This window comes from Streptomyces subrutilus (genome assembly GCF_008704535.1).
GTDB lineage: Bacteria > Actinomycetota > Actinomycetes > Streptomycetales > Streptomycetaceae > Streptomyces > Streptomyces subrutilus.
The window spans coordinates 1,649,932-1,668,368 of the sequence record NZ_CP023701.1 but is presented as its reverse complement, the minus strand read 5'-3'; the positions used below and the strand labels follow the sequence as shown (position 1 = coordinate 1,668,368).

The following is an 18,437-nucleotide window of genomic DNA, read 5'->3' as shown; positions in this document are numbered from 1 at the left end:
GCCCAGTCCGAGTCCCGGTTCCAGAACGGGCGGCCGCCGGTGTCCAGCCGGCTCCAACCGCTCTGCGGGTGGCGGTTCTCGGCGCCGCGCGGGACGGGGGAGGGGGAGGACGGGAGCACGATGCGGTACGAGGCGTCGGCGTGCCCGGCGGCCCGCATCACCGCCCGCACCTCGTCCACGGACCCGCCCACGTCCGCCATCACCCCGTCGATCCGCCGGTCCACGTCGTACTGCTGGTCGTCGTGGCAGTACGAGCCCCACGGCACGACGTCGTAGGCGCAGGTTGCGACGGGACAACGACCGAACGGTCGTTCGGTCCCGCTCCGGGTCCCTCCGGCCCCCCTCCGCGCACGACCGCGCCCCCGGCGCCGGTGAGGGCGACGGGGGCGCGGTGCGCCGGGTCCGGCTGCTGTGCGATTCAGCCGAATCCGGGGTGTCAGCCGACGAGCTGGTCGTACGCGGGGAGGGTGAGGAAGTCCGCGTAGTCCGCGTCCAGGGAGACCTGGAGGAGGAGGTCGTGGGCCTGCTGCCACTTGCCGGCGGCGAAGGCGTCCTCGCCGACCTCGGCGCGCAGCGCGGTCAGTTCGGCGGCGGCGATCTCGCGCACGAGCTCCGCCGTGGCGGTCTGCCCGTTCTCGAAGACGACGCCGGCGTTGATCCACTGCCAGATCTGGGAGCGCGAGATCTCGGCGGTCGCCGCGTCCTCCATCAGGCCGAAGATGCCGACGGCGCCGAGGCCGCGCAGCCACGCCTCGATGTAGCGGATGCCGACCTGGACCGCGTTGCGCAGGCCCTCGGACGTCGGCCGGGCGTCCAGCGAGTCGATCGCGATGAGTTCGCCCGGGGCGACCGAGACGTCCTCGCGCAGCCGGTCCTTCTGGTTCGGCTTCTCGCCGAGCACCGCGTCGAAGGAGGCCATCGCGATCGGGACCAGGTCGGGGTGGGCGACCCAGGAGCCGTCGAAGCCGTCGCCCGCCTCGCGGTCCTTGTCGGCCTTGACCTTCTCGAAGGCGACCTTGTTGACCTCCGCGTCCTTGCGGGACGGGATGAAGGCCGCCATGCCGCCGATGGCGTGCGCGCCGCGCTTGTGGCAGGTGCGCACGAGCAGTTCGGTGTACGCGCGCATGAACGGGGCGGTCATCGTCACCGCGTTGCGGTCCGGCAGGACGAACTTCTCGCCGCCGTCACGGAAGTTCTTGACGATGGAGAAGAGGTAGTCCCAGCGGCCCGCGTTCAGGCCGGCCGCGTGGTCGCGCAGCTCGTAGAGGATCTCCTCCATCTCGTACGCGGCGGTGATGGTCTCGATCAGGACGGTCGCGCGGACGGTGCCCTGCGGGATGCCGACGTAGTCCTGGGCGAAGACGAAGATCTCGTTCCAGAGGCGGGCCTCCAGGTGCGACTCCGTCTTCGGCAGGTAGAAGTACGGGCCCTTGCCGAGGTCGATCAGGCGCTGCGCGTTGTGGAAGAAGTACAGGCCGAAGTCGACGAGCGAACCCGACGCGGGGGCGCCCTCGAAGCGCAGGTGGCGCTCCTGGAGGTGCCAGCCGCGCGGCCGCATGACGACGGTCGCGAGCTGGTCGGCGGCCTTCAGGGCGTACGCCTTGCCGGTGCGCGGGTCGGTGAAGTCGATGCGGCGCTCGTAGGCGTCGATCAGGTTGAGCTGGCCGAGGACCACGTTCTCCCAGGTGGGAGCGGAGGCGTCCTCGAAGTCGGCGAGCCAGACCTTGGCGCCCGAGTTCAGGGCGTTGATGGTCATCTTGCGGTCCGTCGGACCGGTGATCTCCACACGGCGGTCGTTCAGCGCGGCCGGGGCCGGCGCCACCTTCCAGTCGCCCTCGCGGACCTGTGCGGTGTCCGGGAGGAAGTCGAGGGTGGAAGTCCGGGCGATCTCGGCGCGGCGCTCGCCCCGGCGGGCGAGGAGCTCGGCGCGGCGGGGGGCGAACCGCCGGTGGAGCTCGGCCACGAAGGCGAGGGCCGGTCCCGTGAGGACCTCGTCCTGCCGGGGCAGGGACTCGGCATCGACGATGGCCAGCTGGGACGGCGCTGGTGCGGACATAACTGTCACTCCTTCAGCGGCGGTGCCTGGCGGCCGCGGGGGAATGCTCGCGCGAGACGGCACGGAGTGCCGTCGGGTGTGGAGAGTTCCGGAGTACGGTCGCGGGCGCCGTCTGGGGGTTCAGGGCGCTTCTGACCAGTGGATAATAATTTCCTCATGGTGGAAGTTCAATGGTTTGTTGATGTCGAGATTCTCTGAGTCGACAGATTCCCCCCGATGGTGGCCCTCAGTGCCACCGCGGTCACAGCGCGCTCAGAGCAGACGTGCCAGGTCGGGCGGCGTGTCGATGTCGAAGGCCTCCGCCACGTCCGAGCATTCCACCAGCACCAGTTCCCCGGCGTGCCGCACAAGATGCACCCGCGCGCCCTTGTCGCCCGTCGCGGTCGCCGCGATGTCGGCCCAGCGCTCCGCGCCGAACAGCACGGGATGGCCGCGCTCCCCGTCGTACGCGGCCGCCACCAGGCTCGCCGGGGACCGGTAGGCCTCCCGCACCCGGGCCACGGCCGCCGGGCCGATCCCCGGCTGGTCGACCAGCGAGACCAGGGCCGCCGCGGCGCCCGTACCGGCCAGGGAGGCCAGGCCGACGCGGAGCGAGGAGCCCATGCCCTCCGCCCAGTCCGGGTTGTCCACGACCGTGCACCCGGTCAGGTCCGCCCGCTCGCGGACCTCGGCCGCCGAGGCCCCGAGCACCACGTGCACCGGACCGCAGCCCGCCTCGCGCAGCACCCGTACGGCGTTCTCGACGAGCGGCCGGCCGCGGTAGGCGAGCAGGGCCTTCGGTCGTCCGCCGAGCCGCCGCCCGCCGCCGGCGGCCAGCAGCAGCCCCGCGATCACCGGCGGGCCGGGGCGGCCCTGCCGGGCGTCGGCGGCGCCGGGTGAGGCGTCGGCGACGGACGGGGTGCGGGAGGCACCGCGGACCGGGGCGACGGCAGGGGCGTGGGCCGCGGAGTCGCCCGGGGCGTCGGCCGGGCCGGGGCGGGCGGGTTGCTGGGATGACATGACACCGATTCTCGCGCCTCCCCGCCGGCCGGCCGCAGCCGCGTCAGGGCGCGCCGCACGGCGGCCAGTGCCACGCCGACGCGCAGCGGCGCCGCGATCCGGTTCTCGGCGGAAGCGAGCAGGGCGCGTTCGTCGCGATCGGTCAACATGGCGGCGTCTCCTTGCCAATCGGGGGCCAATGAGGGAAGTCTGGTCCCGGATTGGCCTGGTCGGCAGAGCCAATCGAAGGAGGTTGGCATGGCAGGCGCACGTGTGGTCCAGACGGCGGACAGAACCCTCGGCAGCCGTCAGCTGGCGGCCCTGCTGCCCGCCGAGGTCCGGGCCCGCCCCGGCTACCGGGCGCTCGCCGACGCCGTCCGCACCCTGATCCTCGACGGCCGGATCGCCCTGCACGTGCGGCTGCCCGCCGAGCGCGAGCTCGCCGAAGCGGTCGGCGCCAGCCGGGCCACCGTCACCGGCGCCTACGACCTGCTGCGCGAGAGCGGTTACGTCCGCAGCCGGCGCGGCTCGGGCACCTGGACCGAGCTGCCCGAGGGCCACGGCCCGGTCGGCGCCCACACCCTGGTCGGCGCGGGCGGCCACCGCGCGGACACCGACCCCGGCATCGACCTCGCCATCGCCGCCATGGGCGCCCCGGACGGCTCCCTCGCCGACGCCCTCGCCTGGGCCGCGCCCCGGCTGCCCGGCTACGCCCGCAGCCCCGGCTACCACCCCTACGGCCTCCCGGACCTGCGGACGGCCGTGGCCGAGCGGTTCACCCGGCGCGGCCTGCCCACCCGCCCCGAACAGATCCTCGTCACGGCCGGCGCCCAGCAGGCCCTCGCCCTGGTCGTCGGCCTGCTGTGCCGGGCCGGCGACCGGGTCGTCACCGAGAACCCCACCTACGCCAACGCCCTCGACGCCCTGCGCCGCGCCGGGCTGCGCACCGGCTCCATCGCCGTCTCCGACGCCGGCTGGGACATGGAGATCGCCGAGTCCACCCTGCGCCAGACCGTGCCGCGGCTGGCGTACACGATCCCCGACTTCCAGAACCCGACCGGCGCCCTGATGCCCGAGGAGCAGCGGCTGCGGCTGCTCGCGGCCACCCGGCGGACCGGCACCTGGCTGGTCGTCGACGAGACCATCGCCGACATCGCGCTCGACGTGCCGCCCCCGCCGCCCCTCGCCTCGCTCGCCCCGCGCGGCGGCGCCGACCACGTGATCACCATCGGCTCGCTCAGCAAGACCCACTGGGGCGGGCTGCGGGTGGGCTGGGTACGGGCCACCGCGAAGCTGATCACCGAGCTGACCGGGGTGCGGGTCTGCGCCGACATGAGCGGCTCGGTCCTCGACCAGCTCGTCGCGCTCCCGCTGCTGGCGGACCTGGACCGCTCCCTGCCCGCCCGACTCGCCCAGCTCCGGGACCGGCGCGCGGCCCTGGTCCGGTCGCTGGAACGGCACACCCCCGAGTGGTCCTGGCGGCTGCCGCCCGGCGGCCTCTCGCTCTGGGTCGACCTCGGCGAGCCGGTCAGCTCCGCCCTGACCGAGCGGGCGGCCGCGGCCGGCGTGCACATCGGCCGCGGGGCCCGCTTCGGCGTGGACCCGGGCACCTTCGAGCACCGGCTGCGCCTCCCGTACACGCTGCCGCCCGAGGAGCTGGACGAGGGAGTGCGCCGCCTCGCCCAGGCCTTCCACGAGGGCGTCCCGCTGACCCCGGCGGTGGACCGGCCGCACTGGGTGGCCTGACGGGACCGCCCCCGAACCGGGCGCGGGGGAGGGGCTACGGCGTGCGGATCAGTCGGCGGCTGCCCGCCGCGGCCACCGCCGAGGTGCGGGAGTCGACGCCGAGCTTCGCGTAGATGTGCACCAGGTGGGACTTGACCGTGGCCTGGCTGAGGAAGAGCCTCTTGGAGATCTGCTGGTTCGACAGGCCGTCCGCGACCAGTTGCAGCACCTCCAGCTCCCGCTTGGTCAGGGCCTCGGCCGGCGTCCTCATCCGGTCCATCAGCCGCAGCGCCACCGCCGGGGCGAGCGCCGACTGGCCCGCGGCGGCCGTGCGCACCGCCGCCGCCAGCTCCTCCGGCGGGGCGTCCTTGAGCAGGTATCCGGAGGCACCCGCCTCCACCGCCGCCAGGATGTCCGCATCGGTGTCGTACGTGGTCAGCACCAGCACCCGCGGGGCGCCCGGCCGGGCCGTGATCAGCGCCGTCGCCTCGGAGCCGTGCATCCCGGCCCCGAACTGGAGGTCCATCAGCACCACGTCCACCGGCTCGGCGGCCGCCAGCTCCACCGCCCGCTCGGCGGTCGCCGCCTCCGCGACCACCGTGAAGCCCGGTTCGGTGTCCAGCACCGCGCGCAGCCCGGCCCGCACCACCGGGTGGTCGTCGGCCAGCAGCAGCCGGATCGTCATCGCAGGACCTCCGCGGGCAGGGGCAGGGTGACGGCCACGGCGGTGCCCTGGCCCGGCTCGGACTCCACGGTGAACAGGCCGCCCAGGGTCTCGGCCCGCGACCGCATCGCCGGCAGCCCGAAGCCCCCGTCCCCCGGGGCCGCGCCGCCGCCCGGCGCCGCCGACGCGGGGGCGAAGCCGCGCCCGTCGTCCACCACGTCCAGGGTGACCGAGGCCTCCATGAAGGTCAGGGTGATCTCGGCGCGCCCGGCCCCGGCGTGCCGCACCACGTTGGCCAGCGCCGACTGGGCGATCCGCAGCAGGGCCACTTCGTACGGGGTGGGCAGCACCCGCGGCGCGCCGCTGAGCGAGAACCGCACCCGCGGCCCCGGCACCCCGGAGCACAGCCGCTCCAGCGCCGCGGCCAGCGAGCCGTGCTCCAGGTCCGGCGGGGTCAGCGCCCGGACGAAGCGGCGGGCCTCGGCGAGGTTGTCCTGGGCGGCCTCCCGGGCCCGCGCGATGTGCTCGCGCGCCGGCGCCCCCGGCTCCAGCACCCGTTCGGCCGCCCGCAGCAGCAGCTGGATCGAGGACAGCCCCTGGGCCAGGGTGTCGTGGATCTCGCGGGCCAGCCGCTCCCGCTCGGCCAGGATCCCGGCGCCCCGTTCGGCCGCGGCCAGCTCGGCGCGGGTCGTGATGAGCTCCTCGATCAGCTGGCGGCGGCGCTCGCTCTCGCGGTACAGCGCCTGGTAGCCCAGTACGGTCGCCACCGCCACGGCCCCGCCGAGCAGCGGCCCGAGGAAGGCCCCCGGGGTCGCGGCGGCGCTGTGCGCGAGGAAGCCGCCGATCGCCGCGACGGCGGTCACCGCGACGGCCGTGACGCCCCAGCGCAGCCGCAGCAGGTGCAGCTCCAGGAAGTAGAGCGGGAAGGCGATCCACAGCCCGTCGGGGGAGACCGCCAGCAGCGCCACCCAGGCCGCGCCGAGCCCGGCCAGCCACAGTGCGCCGGCGCGCGGCGAGCGGTGCACGGCCGGGATCCGCACGCCGGACGCGTACACGGCGGCGAACAGGGCGCAGGCGGCGACCACCCGGCCCGTGCCGGGTGCCGGGCCCGCCAGGGCGCGACCGGCGGCCAGCGCGAGCAGCCCGAAGAGCAGCGCGTGCAGGCACAGCCGCAGCACCTTGGAGACCGGGGTGAGGGCGCGGGCGGGCGGGGAGGGGCGGGAGGGGGGCGATTCCATGGCCAGACCAGCGTAAGTCGACCGCGGGCGGCGCCGGTCAACCAAAAGTTCGATGTCACGGACCGCCCTTCGATACGAGGATCCCTACTGTGGCGCGATGCCGTGTGTCCACGCGGAAGACCAGGGTGGGGATCATGTTCGTCGCATGGAGAGATCTACGGTTCGCCAAGGGCCGGTTCGCCCTCATGGGCTCGGTCGTCCTACTGATCACACTGCTGGTCGGCCTGTTGTCCGGGCTCACCTCCGGTCTGGCCCGGGAAAACGTCTCGGGCATCACCGGCCTGCCCGCCACCCACCTCGTCTTCGCCGCGCCCCCGGGTGATCAGAAGGTGTCCTTCACCAACTCGCAGGTACCCGAGAAGGCCTGGCTGACCTGGCGCGCCCGGGCCGGGGTCACCTCGGCCCAGCCGCTCGGCATCCGCACCACCAACGCCGTCTCGGGCGAGCGCACCGCCGCCGTGTCCGTCTTCGGCGCCGACCCGGCCGGTACGCTCGCCCCCCGCGGGAGCGGCCTCACCCAGGGGCAGGTGGTCCTCACCGAGAAGGCCGCCCGTGAGCTCGGCGGACTCGCCGCCGGGGCCCGGCTCAAGGTCGGTCCGCTCGAACTGTCCGTGGCCTCCGTCTCCGGCACCGCCTCCTACAGCCACACCCCGGTCGTCTGGATGGACCTCGACGACTGGCAGCGCATCGGCAACCCCGGAACCTCCCTCGACACCCTCGCCACCGTGATCGCCGTCTCCGGCGCCGGAGCGGACCTGGCCGCCGCCGACCGGGCCGCCGGCACCCGGGCGCAGACCGTCGACGAGGCCCTGGGCGCCATAGGCTCGTACCAGGCGGAGAACGGCTCGCTCCAGCTGATGCGCGGCTTCCTCTTCGCCATCTCGGCCCTGGTGATAGGGGCCTTCTTCACCGTGTGGACCATCCAGCGCAGCGGCGACGTCGCCGTGCTGAAGGCACTGGGTGCCTCGACCCCCTACCTCCTCAAGGACGCCCTCGGCCAGGCCGTGGTCATGCTCGCCGTCGGCACCGGGCTCGGCACCGCGCTGGCCGCCGGGTTCGGCGCGCTGATCAGCGGCGGGGACGTGCCCTTCGTGCTCGACGCGGCCACCGTGCTGCTGCCCGCCGCGATCATGATCCTGCTCGGTGCGCTGGGCGCCGCCCTGTCCATCCGGCGGATCACCGCCGTCGACCCGCTGACCGCCCTCGGGAGCGCCCGATGACCCTGTTCGTGAACGACGTCACGCTCACCTACCCCGACGGCGACGGCCGGCTCACCGCCCTGGACCGGGTCACCCTGGAGGTGCCCGCGGGCACCCTGACGGCGGTCATCGGCCCCTCGGGCTCGGGCAAGTCCAGCCTGCTGGCCGTCGCCGCCACGCTGGTCACCCCGGACTCCGGGACGGTGGTGGTGGGCGGCCGGGACACCGCCGAGCTGAGCGCCGCCGGGAAGTCCGCCCTGCGCCGGGAGGAGATCGGCATCGTCTTCCAGCAGCCGAACCTGCTGGCCTCGCTCACCGCGGCCGAGCAGCTCCAGGTCATGGCACACCTCTCCGGCCGGCCCTCCGGGGCGATGCGCCGGCGCGCGCTGGAGCTGCTGGACGCGGTGGGCCTGGCCGACAAGGCCGACAAGCGGCCCCACCAGCTCTCCGGCGGCCAGCGCCAGCGGATCAACATCGCCCGCGCCCTGATGAACGAGCCCGCGGTGCTGCTGGTCGACGAACCCACCAGCGCCCTCGACCACGAGCGCGGCGCTGCCGTGCTCGACCTGCTGGTCACCCTGACCCGCGAGCGGTCCACCGCCACGGTGCTGGTGACCCACGACCACGCGCACCTGGACCGGATGGACCGTACGGCGACGATGGCCGACGGCCGGCTGACGCACCGGCCGGACCCGGTCCCGGCCGTCTGATCCCGGGTACGTGTGCGGCCCCGGCCCCCGAGTGGGGGCCGGGGCCGCACACGTACCCGTCCGTCGCCGCGCTCAGGCCGTCGGGTTCTGGCTGGAGAGGGCCACCGAGAGCTCGGCCGCCACGCCCTGCAGGATCGGCACGATCGAGTCGGTGAGCGCCTCGGTCACCCGGCCGGCCGGGCCGGAGATGGAGATCGCGGCGGCCGTCGGCGAGTTCGGCACCGAGACGGCGAGGCAGCGGACTCCTATTTCCTGTTCGTTGTCGTCCACCGCGTAGCCCACCGCGCGGACCTGCTCCAGCGCCTCCAGGAAGCCCTCGGGCGTGGTGATGGTCCTCTCGGTCGCGGCCGGCATCCCGGTGCGCGCCAGGAGGGCCCTGACCTCGTCGGCGGGGGTGTAGGCCAGCAGGGCCTTGCCCACGCCGGTGGAGTGCGGCAGGACCCGGCGCCCGACCTCGGTGAACATCCGCATGGAGTGCTTGGACGGCACCTGGGCGACGTAGACGATCTCGTCGCCGTCGAGGAGAGCCATGTTCGCCGTCTCGCCGGTCTCCTCGACCAGGCGGGCGAGGTAGGGCCGGGCCCAGGTGCCCAGCAGCCGCGAGGCGGACTCGCCGAGGCGGATCAGCCGGGGGCCGAGGGAGTAGCGCCGGTTGGTCTGCTGGCGGACGTAGCCGCACGCCACGAGGGTGCGCATCAGCCGGTGGATGGTGGGCAGGGGCAGACCGCTGGCCGCGGAGAGCTCGCTGAGGCCGACCTCACCCCCGGCGTCGGCCATGCGTTCGAGCAGATCGAAGGCGCGCTCAAGGGACTGGACGCCACCGCTGGCGGCGGTGGGCTTGGCGGAAGCGTCGGTGGTGCTGGCGCTGGACGTCGGCACGGCGCGGTCCTTTCGGTACTGGCAGGCAAGCAAGCAGCCTACCGGTCGGTCGGCGTCGGCCCTAGAGCAGGGGCGATCCCGTCCCCGCCGGTCAGAGACGGTTTGTCCGGGTGGCGGACGTCCTTCGGAAGGTACCTCCGGTCCCTTCGGTGGCGGTAGCTACATTCTGTATGCCGAAATCTTAATTCCATCCTGTGGAAACATCCAATTGCGGTGTCGGTGGGCGGATCGGCCCTCCGGGTGCTCTTGACTGGCTCGGGATCGCCGGGAAGACTCCGTCAACAGAACGTTGAATTTCGCTCTGTGGAAGTAGATGGGGAGGTTCCGGTGGCCGACGCGGCTGTGGAACTGGTAGTGCGCTCGACGCGCGTCATCACCCCCGAGGGGACGCGCGCCGCCTCGGTGGCCGTCGCCGGCGGGAAGATCACGGCCGTGCTGGCGTACGAGGCCGAGGTACCGGCCGGAGCCCGGCTGGAGGACTTCGGCGACGACGTCCTGCTCCCCGGCCTGGTCGACACCCACGTCCACGTGAACGACCCGGGCCGCACCGAGTGGGAGGGCTTCTGGACGGCCACCCGCGCCGCCGCGGCCGGCGGCATCACCACGATCCTCGACATGCCGCTGAACTCCCTGCCGCCCACCACCACGGTGGACCACCTCCGCGTCAAGCAGGAGGTCGCCCGGACCAAGGCGCACGTGGACGTCGGCTTCTGGGGCGGCGCCCTGCCCTCCAACGTCAAGGACCTGCGCCCCCTGCACGACGCGGGCGTCTTCGGCTTCAAGTGCTTCCTGTCGCCCTCGGGCGTGGAGGAGTTCCCCGAACTCGACCAGGAGCAGCTGGCCACCTCCCTCGCCGAGATCACCGGCTTCGGCGGCCTGCTGATCGTGCACGCCGAGGACCCGCACCACCTGGAGTCGGCCCCGCAGCACCCGGGCCCCAAGTACGCGGACTTCCTCGCCTCCCGCCCCAAGGACGCCGAGAACACCGCCATCCAGAACCTGATCGGCCAGGCCAGGCGGCTCGACGCCCGCGTGCACGTCCTGCACCTGTCGTCCAGCGACGCGCTGCCGCTGATCGCCGCCGCCAAGGCCGAGGGCGTCCGGATCACCGTCGAGTCCTGCCCGCACTTCCTCACCCTCACCGCCGAGGAAGTCCCGGACGGCGCCACGGAGTTCAAGTGCTGCCCGCCCATCCGCGAGGCCGCCAACCAGGACCTCCTGTGGGACGCGCTCGCCGACGGCACCATCGACTGCATCGTCTCCGACCACTCGCCCTCCACGGCCGACCTGAAGACCGGCGACTTCGCGACCGCGTGGGGCGGCATCTCCTCCCTCCAACTGGGCCTGCCGGCGATCTGGACCGAGGCCCGCCGCCGCGGACACTCCCTGGAGGACGTCGTCCGCTGGATGTCCGCCGCCCCGGCCGCCCTCGCCGGGCTGGCGCGCAAGGGCGCGATCGAAGCCGGCCGCGACGCCGACTTCGCCGTCCTGGCACCCGAAGAGACCTTCACCGTGGACCCCGCGGAACTGCAGCACCGCAACCGGATCACGGCGTACGCGGGCAAGACCCTGCACGGCGTCGTGAAGTCCACCTGGCTGCGCGGCACCCAGATCGCCGACCACGGCACCCCGACCGAGCCCACGGGCCTCCTCCTCGAAAGGCAGAACTGACAGTGTCGATTCCCTCGTTCACCGGCAACGCGAACCCGTACGGAGGCGGCGACCCGTACGCGGACTACCGCACCGCGGACTTCCCCTTCACCCAGTACGCGAACCTCGCCGCCCGTGAGCTGGGCGCCGGTGTCATCGACGCCAACGACGAGTTCTTCGCCCAGCGCGAGAACCTGCTGATCTCCGAGGCCGCCCACTTCGACCCCGAGGACTTCGGCCACAAGGGCAAGGTCATGGACGGCTGGGAGACCCGCCGGCGCCGCGGCGTCTCGGCCACGCAGCCCTGGCCGACCGCCGAGGACCACGACTGGGCGCTGGTGCGCCTGGGCGCCCCCGGCGTCATCCGCGGCATCGTCGTCGACACCGCCCACTTCCGCGGCAACATGCCGCAGGCCGTATCGGTGCAGGGCGCCTCGGTCGAGGGCTCCCCGACCCCCGAGGAGCTCCTCGCCGACGACGTCAAGTGGACGACCCTCGTCGAGCGCACCCCGGTCGGCGGCCACGCGGCCAACGGCTTCGAGGTGAGCGTCGAGCAGCGCTTCACGCACCTGCGCGTCAACCAGCACCCCGACGGCGGCATCGCCCGCCTGCGCGTCTACGGCGAGGTCCGCACCGACCCGAAGTGGCTGGCCGCGCTCGGCACCTTCGACGTGGTCGCGCTGGAGAACGGCGGCTCGGTGGAGGACGCGTCCAACCGCTTCTACTCCCCGCCGACCAACACCATCAACCCGGGCCGCTCCCGCAAGATGGACGACGGCTGGGAGACCGCCCGCCGCCGCGACAACGGCAACGACTGGATCCGCTACCAGCTCGTCGCCGAGTCCGAGATCCGCGCCGTCGAGATCGACACCGCCTACCTCAAGGGCAACTCGGCCGGCTGGGCCTCGCTGTCCGTGAAGACGGGCGAGGGCGGCGAGTGGACCGAGTTCCTGCCGCGCACCCGCCTGCAGCCCGACACCAACCACCGTTTCGTGCTGGACGCCCCCGCGGTGGGCACCCACGTCCGCATCGACATCTTCCCGGACGGCGGCTTCTCCCGCCTGCGCCTGTACGGCGCGCTGACGGAGGGCGGCGCGGCCGCGCACGCCGCCCGTCACCAGGAGCTCGGCGGCTGACACCCGCGGCCCGGGCCGGCGGCCCGGGGACACGAACCGCACCGGGGGCCGACACCCCCGGGGCGCACACGACCCGGAGGGGCGCACCGCTCGGCGGCGCGCCCCTCCGGCGTGCGCACGGGGCACCGGGCACGGGGCGGGGCCGGCGGCCGGCTCCGGCCGCCGGTGGGAATCGGACCTCGCCTTCCGCGGATCCCTCGCGCGCCGCACCGATGAGTCCGGGGCGGCCGGGGAGTCTGAACCAGCACGCGGACCGGGACCACCGGGTACGACCGAGCAAGGAGCGCAGAGCCATGGGCAAGCTGAGCCTGACCACCTTCCTGACCCTCGACGGCGTGATGCAGGCGCCCGGCGGCCGGGAGGAGGACCCCAGCGGCGGGTTCGACTACGGCGGCTGGCAGGTGCCGTTCGGCGACGACGGCATGCAGGAGGCCATCCTGGACGTCTTCACCCGGGCCGGTGCCTTCCTGCTCGGGCGCCGCACGTACGAGATCTTCGCGGGGTACTGGCCGCAGCGCACCGACCCCGCCGACCCGGTCGCGACCGCGCTCAACACCCTGCCCAAGTACGTCGCCTCGACCACCCTGGAGGATCCGGCCTGGTCCGGGACCACCGTGATCGACGGGGAGCACCTCCCGGGAGAGATCGTCCGGATCAAGGACGCGACCGAGGGGGAGGTGCAGGTGTGGGGCAGCGGCACGCTCGCGCAGTGGCTGCTGGTCCGAGACCTGGTGGACGAGCTGAACCTGCTGGTCCACCCGGTGTTCCTGGGCGCCGGGCGCAGGCTCTTCCCGACCGGGGGCCTGCCGACGGCCTACGAGGTGACCGCCTCCCGCACCACGTCCAGCGGCGTGTCCGTCCACACCTACCGCCCGGCGGGCCGGGCCTCGTTCGGCACGTTCGACTAGCCCGGCCCTTACGGATCCCGCCGCTCCGCCCCCGGCCGCGCCGACACCCGCGGGCCGCGGGGGCGGCCCCCAAAAAAGCGGATCGCCCCCCGTGACCGGCTCCGGTACGGTGACCCCGCACCCGTGCGAGCCGCCGAAGCCTCCACCCGCACCACGCCGTTGGAGGCACACCCGTGACCGTGGAGCCCGCCGCCGCGCCCCCCGCCGCGCCCGTACCCGCCGCCGTCCCCGTACGGAGCGCTCCCGCGCGGACCTGGCTGGCCGACCTGCCCGTCCTGGCCGTCGCCGTCGTCTGGGGCGGCAGCTACCTCGCCGCCAAGGGCGTCACCACCCCGCACACCGTGATCGCCGTGCTGGTGCTCCGCTTCGCGCTCGTGCTGCCCGTCCTGGTCGTCGCCGGATGGCGCCGACTGCGCGCCCTGACCCCCGCACACCTGCGCGGGGGCGGCCTGCTGGGCCTCGTGCTCGGCGGGATCTTCCTCCTGGAGACCTACGGCGTCGTCCACACCTCCGCCACCAACGCCGGGCTCATCATCAGCCTGACCATGGTCTTCACCCCCCTCGCCGAAGCCGCCGTGCGCCGGGTCCGGCCCCCCGCGGCCTTCCTCGGCGCCGCCGCCGTGTCCGTCGCCGGAGTCGTGCTCCTCACCCAGAGCGGCGGGTTCACCGCCCCCGGCCCCGGCGACCTGCTGATCCTCGGCGCCGCCCTCGCCCGCACCGCCAACGTCCTGCTCACGGCCCGCATGCGGGCCCTGCGGGACGCCGACGCGCTCTCCCTGACCACCGTCCAGCTCGGCGGCGCCGTCCTCGTCTTCGTGCTGCTCGCCGCCCTGCCCGGCACCGGGGACAGCCCCTGGGCGGCCGCCGCCGCATTCGGCCCCGCCCAGTGGGCCGGCCTCGCCTTCCTCGCCGTCTTCTGCACCCTCTTCGCCTTCTTCGTGCAGACCTGGGCCGTGCGCCGCACCTCCCCCTCCCGGGTCAGCCTGCTGCTCGGCACCGAACCCCTCTGGGCGGCCGCCGCCGGCATCGCCCTGGGTGGCGAGCACCTCGGCCCCGTCGGGCTGGCCGGAGCCGTCCTGGTCCTGGCCGGCACCGCCTGGGGGCGCCGCGCCGCCGGGTGAGCGAATGGCCGGTTCGCGTCCCGTCCGGGCGCGGGAGCGGACCGTACGCTGACCCCCATGCCGCCGCCGGGACCACAGGGACCACCGTGCTCACAGGTCCGGGAGCTCCTCCAGCCGCACCCGGCGCCGCTCCCGGCGCGAGAGCTCGCACGCCTCGGCCACCCGGAACGCGGCCAGCGCCTCCCGGCCCCCGCACGGGTTCGGGCCCTCGCCGCGCACCAGCCGGACGAAGGCGGCCAGCTCGGCCTCGTAGGCCGGGCCGAACCGCTCCAGGAAACCGGTCCACGGCTTGCTCGCGGCCGGCGGCCCCTGCGGTTCGGTCGACGCGATCGGCGTACGGTCGTCCAGCCCCACGCAGACCTGGTCCCGCTCGCCGGCCAGCTCCATGCGCACGTCGTACCCGGCGCCGTTGCACCGGGTGCCGGTCGCGGTGACCAGCGTGCCGTCGTCCAGGGCCAGCACGGCCGCCGCCGTGTCCACGTCACCCGTCTCCCGGAACCGCGCCGGACCCGCGTCCGAACCGGCCGCGTACACCTCCGCCACCTCGTGCCCGGTCACCCAGCGCACCACGTCGAAGTCGTGCACCAGGCAGTCCCGGTACAGCCCGCCCGACGTGGCCAGGTACGCGGCCTGCGGCGGCTCGGCGTCGGACGTGGTGGTCCGTACGGTGTGCAGCCGGCCCAGCGCGCCCGCGCTGACCAGCTCCCGCGCCCTCCCGTAACCCGCGTCGAAGCGCCGCATGAAGCCCAGCTGGAGCACGCCGCCCAGCGCCTCCACCTCGCGCAGCACCGCCAGGGTGCGGGCCAGGTCCGGGGCCACCGGCTTCTCGCAGAACACCGGCAGGCCGCCGCGCACCGCCCGCACGACCAGTTCCGCGTGGCCCTCGGTGGCGCAGGCCACCACCACCGCGTCCACGCCCCAGGTGAAGACCTGCTCCACCGAGGGCGCGGCGGTGGCCCCGAGCCGGTCGGCCAGCCGGGCCGCCCGCGCGGGGTCGGCGTCGGCCAGCAGGAGCGAGCCCGCCTGCGGGTGGCGGGAGAGCGCCGCCGCGTGGAAGGACCCGATCCGGCCCGTTCCGATGAGCCCGATGCGCATGCACTCAACGTGACCCCGTACGGGGGACCTGTCAATCTGCGCGGCCCCGCCCCGATGACCCCGCATGGTCCACTGTGGCGGATACTGGGCGGCTGGAACCGGAATGACCGAATGATGACGGACGAGACGGACGAGGGAAGGGCACGGCGACGTGGCTAGGGTTCGGACAGGGGTACGCGTCGTGGGCGCCGTGCTCGCGGCGGTGCTGGGAGCCTCGCTCGCGGGATGCAGCAGTACGGGCGGCAAGCGCGCCGAGGAGCGGGCGAAGGCCGCCGAGGCGGGCCGGCCGGCCGTCTCCACCCCGCGCTGGACCTTCGCGATGGTCACGCACGCGGGCGACGGGGACACCTTCTGGGACATCGTCCAGAAGGGTGCCAAGGAGGCCGCGGCGAAGGACAACATCAACTTCGTCTACGCCCACGACGACCAGGCCCAGCAGCAGGCGCAGTTCGTCCAGAACGCCATCGACCAGAAGGTCGACGGGATCGTGGTGAGCCTGGCCAAGCCCGAGGCCCTCAAGGACGTCCTCGCCAAGGCCGTCAAGGCCGGCATCCCGGTGGTCACCGTGAACTCCGGCTCCGCCGAGTCCGCCGCCTACGGCGCCCTGACCCACATCGGGCAGGACGAGGAGGTCGCCGGCGAGGCGGTCGGCACCGAGCTGACCAAGCGCGGCCGCAAGAAGGCCGTCTGCGTCCTGCACGAGCAGGGCAACGTGGGGCACGAGCAGCGCTGCGCCGGAGCCAGGAAGACCTTCGGCGGAACGCTGGAGAACCTGTACGTCGAGGGCACCAACATGCCCTCCGTCCAGGCGGCCCTCCAGGCCAAGCTCCAGGCGGACCCCTCCATCGACGCGGTCCTCACCCTCGGCGCGCCCTTCGCCCCCACCGCGATCAAGGCCAAGGAGGTGGCGGGCAGCAAGGCCGAGGTGGACACCTTCGACCTCAACGAGGCGGTCGCCCGCGACCTCAGGTCCGGCGCCCTCGGCTTCGCCGTCGACCAGCAGCCCTACCTCCAGGGCTACGAGGCGATCGACCTGCTCTGGCTCTACCGCTACAACGCCGACGTGCTCGGCGGCGGCCGTCCGGTCCTGACCGGACCGCAGATCGTCACCGGCGCCGAAGCGGCCAAGCTGGAGGAGTACATCAAGCGGGGCAGCCGATGAGCGCCGCCGCCCCCGCGGACGAACGGCTCGCACCCACCTCGCTCGTCCGCAGGCTGCTCGGCCGGCCCGAGCTGGGCGCGGTGGTCGGTGCGGCCGCCGTCTTCGTCTTCTTCTCCTTCGCTGCCGACAGCTTCCTGCGGGCCTCCAGCCTCAGCACCGTCCTGTACTCGGCCTCCACCATCGGGATCATGGCCGTCCCCGTGGCCCTGCTGATGATCGGCGGCGAGTTCGACCTGTCCGCCGGCGTCATGGTCACCACCTCGGCGCTGCTGAGCTCGATGTTCAGCTACCAGATGACCGCCAACGTGTGGGTCGGCGTCCTGGTGTCCCTGCTGGTCACGCTCGCCGTGGGCTTCTTCAACGGCTTCCTGCTGACCCGGACGAAACTCCCGAGCTTCATCATCACGCTCGGCACCTTCCTCATGCTGACCGGCCTGAACCTGGGCTTCACCAAGCTGATCAGCGGCTCGGTCTCCACCAGGTCCATCGCCGACATGGAGGGCTTCTCCTCCGCGCGGGCCCTCTTCGCCTCGCAGTGGAACATCGGGTCGGTCACCCTGAAGGTCACCATCCTGTGGTGGTTCGCCCTGGTCGCGGTGGCCACCTGGATCCTGCTGCGCACCCGTGCCGGCAACTGGATCTTCGCCGTCGGCGGCGGGGCCGACGCGGCCCGCGCGACCGGCGTCCCCGTGGTGAAGACGCGCATCGGGCTCTACATGGGTGTCGCCCTGTGCGCGTGGATCTCCGGACAGCACATCCTCTTCTCGTTCGACGTCGTCCAGTCGGGCGAGGGCGTCGGCAACGAGTTCCTGTACATCATCGCGGCCGTCATCGGCGGCTGCCTGATGACCGGCGGCTACGGCTCCGCCATCGGCTCGGCCGTGGGCGCCTTCATCTTCGGCATGACCAGCAACGGCATCGTCTACGCCCAGTGGAACCCGGACTGGTTCAAGTTCTTCCTCGGCGCGATGCTGCTGCTCGCGACGCTGCTCAACGCATGGGTCCGCAAGCGGGCGGAGGCGAAGTGACGATGGCCGACAGGACCGACACCGCACCCGGGGCCGCGCCCGCGCTGGTGCGGCTGACCGACGTCAGCAAGTACTACGGCAACATCCGCGCCCTCCAGGGCGTCTCGCTGGAGGTGTCCGCGGGCGAGATCACCTGCGTCCTGGGCGACAACGGCGCCGGCAAGTCCACCCTCATCAAGATCATCGCGGGTCTGCACCGGCACGACGCCGGCTCCTTCGAGATCGAGGGCGAGGAGACCGTGCTGGCCAACCCGCGCGCCGCCCTCGACCACGGCATCGCCACCGTCTACCAGGACCTGGCCGTGGTCCCGCTCATGCCCGTCTGGCGCAACTTCTTCCTCGGCTCCGAGCCGACCCGGGGCCGCGGCCCGCTGCGCCGCCTCGACGTGCCGTTCATGCGCGAGACCACCCGTACCGAGCTGCTGCGCATGGGCATCGACCTGCGCGACGTGGACCAGCCCATCGGCACCCTGTCCGGCGGCGAGCGGCAGTGCGTGGCCATCGCCCGCGCCGTCTACTTCGGCGCCAAGGTCCTGGTGCTGGACGAGCCCACGGCCGCCCTCGGCGTGAAGCAGTCCGGGGTGGTCCTCAAGTACGTCGCCGCGGCCCGCGACGCGGGCCTCGGGGTGGTCCTGATCACCCACAACCCGCACCACGCGTACCTGGTCGGGGACCGCTTCGTGCTCCTCAAGCGGGGGACGATGGCGGGCTCCCACACCCGCGATTCGATCACCCTGGACGAGCTCACCCGGCAGATGGCGGGCGGCTCCGAGCTCGACGAGCTGAGCCACGAACTGGAGCGGGTGGCAGAATCAGGGCCAGACAGCACGCCATCCGGCCCGGACACCCCGTCCGGCACCACCGCACCCTGAGGGACGGCACCTCTCG

The 18,437-nt window shown here is 73.6% G+C and carries 17 protein-coding genes; 11 read left to right on the top strand and 6 right to left on the bottom strand.

Going from position 1 to position 18,437, the window contains the following annotated elements:
* Positions 1-120 precede the first annotated feature (120 nt).
* Positions 121-276 (top strand): hypothetical protein, encoded by a 156-nt coding sequence (locus CP968_RS34040; RefSeq protein WP_167536772.1) that lies wholly within the window; start codon positions 121-123, stop codon positions 274-276.
* Positions 277-436: 160 nt separating this feature from the next.
* On the opposite strand, the gene aceB is transcribed toward CP968_RS34040, so the two are convergent.
* Positions 437-2,056: a malate synthase A gene (gene aceB, locus CP968_RS07260; RefSeq protein WP_150517212.1), complete on the bottom strand. Its 1,620-nt coding sequence runs from the start codon at positions 2,054-2,056 to the stop codon at positions 437-439.
* 252 nt (positions 2,057-2,308) lie between these two features.
* Complete coding sequence (locus CP968_RS07255; RefSeq protein ID WP_229886068.1) at positions 2,309-3,055, bottom strand: nucleotidyltransferase family protein; 747 nt, start codon at positions 3,053-3,055, stop codon at positions 2,309-2,311.
* A gap of 237 nt (positions 3,056-3,292) precedes the next feature.
* On the opposite strand from CP968_RS07255, the gene yczR reads away from it, so the two are divergent.
* Positions 3,293-4,780 (top strand): MocR-like transcription factor YczR, encoded by a 1,488-nt coding sequence (gene yczR, locus CP968_RS07250; protein ID WP_150517211.1) that lies wholly within the window; start codon positions 3,293-3,295, stop codon positions 4,778-4,780.
* Positions 4,781-4,814: 34 nt separating this feature from the next.
* On the opposite strand, the gene CP968_RS07245 is transcribed toward yczR, so the two are convergent.
* Both CP968_RS07245 and CP968_RS07240 read right to left on the bottom strand, forming a co-directional pair.
* Entirely contained in the window at positions 4,815-5,444 is a 630-nt protein-coding gene (locus CP968_RS07245; RefSeq protein ID WP_150517210.1) for a response regulator, read from the bottom strand.
* Positions 5,441-6,661 (bottom strand): sensor histidine kinase, encoded by a 1,221-nt coding sequence (locus tag CP968_RS07240; protein ID WP_150517209.1) that lies wholly within the window; start codon positions 6,659-6,661, stop codon positions 5,441-5,443. The genes CP968_RS07245 and CP968_RS07240 overlap by 4 nt, the downstream gene beginning before the upstream one ends.
* Positions 6,662-6,795: 134 nt before the next feature.
* On the opposite strand from CP968_RS07240, the gene CP968_RS07235 reads away from it, so the two are divergent.
* Together CP968_RS07235 and CP968_RS07230 are read left to right on the top strand one after the other, a co-directional pair.
* The gene (locus CP968_RS07235) at positions 6,796-7,881 is read left to right on the top strand and encodes an ABC transporter permease (RefSeq protein WP_150517208.1); all 1,086 of its coding nucleotides are present in this window, start codon (positions 6,796-6,798) and stop codon (positions 7,879-7,881) included.
* Positions 7,878-8,570, top strand: a complete 693-nt coding sequence (locus tag CP968_RS07230; RefSeq protein ID WP_150517207.1) for an ABC transporter ATP-binding protein — start codon at positions 7,878-7,880, stop codon at positions 8,568-8,570. Before CP968_RS07235 ends, CP968_RS07230 begins: the two co-directional genes overlap by 4 nt.
* A gap of 72 nt (positions 8,571-8,642) precedes the next feature.
* Here the strand turns inward: CP968_RS07230 and CP968_RS07225 are convergent, their stop codons facing one another.
* On the bottom strand, positions 8,643-9,449 hold the full coding sequence (locus CP968_RS07225; RefSeq protein WP_150517206.1) for an IclR family transcriptional regulator: 807 nt from the start codon (positions 9,447-9,449) through the stop codon (positions 8,643-8,645).
* 327 nt (positions 9,450-9,776) lie between these two features.
* On the opposite strand from CP968_RS07225, the gene allB reads away from it, so the two are divergent.
* The 4 genes from allB (at position 9,777) to CP968_RS07205 (ending at position 14,264) form a co-directional block, all read left to right on the top strand.
* Positions 9,777-11,120: an allantoinase AllB gene (gene allB, locus CP968_RS07220; protein ID WP_150517205.1), complete on the top strand. Its 1,344-nt coding sequence runs from the start codon at positions 9,777-9,779 to the stop codon at positions 11,118-11,120.
* A gap of 2 nt (positions 11,121-11,122) precedes the next feature.
* The gene (alc, locus tag CP968_RS07215; RefSeq protein WP_150517204.1) at positions 11,123-12,235 is read left to right on the top strand and encodes an allantoicase; all 1,113 of its coding nucleotides are present in this window, start codon (positions 11,123-11,125) and stop codon (positions 12,233-12,235) included.
* Positions 12,236-12,528: 293 nt separating this feature from the next.
* Positions 12,529-13,143: a dihydrofolate reductase family protein gene (locus CP968_RS07210; RefSeq protein ID WP_150517203.1), complete on the top strand. Its 615-nt coding sequence runs from the start codon at positions 12,529-12,531 to the stop codon at positions 13,141-13,143.
* A 179-nt stretch (positions 13,144-13,322) separates the two neighbouring features.
* The gene (locus tag CP968_RS07205; RefSeq protein ID WP_150521782.1) at positions 13,323-14,264 is read left to right on the top strand and encodes a DMT family transporter; all 942 of its coding nucleotides are present in this window, start codon (positions 13,323-13,325) and stop codon (positions 14,262-14,264) included.
* Positions 14,265-14,354: 90 nt separating this feature from the next.
* Here CP968_RS07205 and CP968_RS07200 read toward each other — a convergent pair whose 3' ends face one another.
* Positions 14,355-15,359, bottom strand: coding sequence for a Gfo/Idh/MocA family protein (locus tag CP968_RS07200; RefSeq protein WP_150517202.1), 1,005 nt, complete (start codon positions 15,357-15,359; stop codon positions 14,355-14,357).
* A gap of 151 nt (positions 15,360-15,510) precedes the next feature.
* Between CP968_RS07200 and CP968_RS07195 the strand changes: the two genes are divergently transcribed.
* From CP968_RS07195 to CP968_RS07185, 3 genes are read left to right on the top strand one after another with little or no spacing between them, the layout of a single operon-like run.
* Entirely contained in the window at positions 15,511-16,521 is a 1,011-nt protein-coding gene (locus tag CP968_RS07195; protein WP_150517201.1) for a sugar ABC transporter substrate-binding protein, read from the top strand.
* Positions 16,518-17,549, top strand: coding sequence for an ABC transporter permease (locus CP968_RS07190; RefSeq protein WP_150517200.1), 1,032 nt, complete (start codon positions 16,518-16,520; stop codon positions 17,547-17,549). The genes CP968_RS07195 and CP968_RS07190 overlap by 4 nt, the downstream gene beginning before the upstream one ends.
* A gap of 2 nt (positions 17,550-17,551) precedes the next feature.
* On the top strand, positions 17,552-18,421 hold the full coding sequence (locus CP968_RS07185) for an ATP-binding cassette domain-containing protein (RefSeq protein ID WP_150517199.1): 870 nt from the start codon (positions 17,552-17,554) through the stop codon (positions 18,419-18,421).
* The last annotated feature ends 16 nt before the right edge of the window (positions 18,422-18,437 follow it).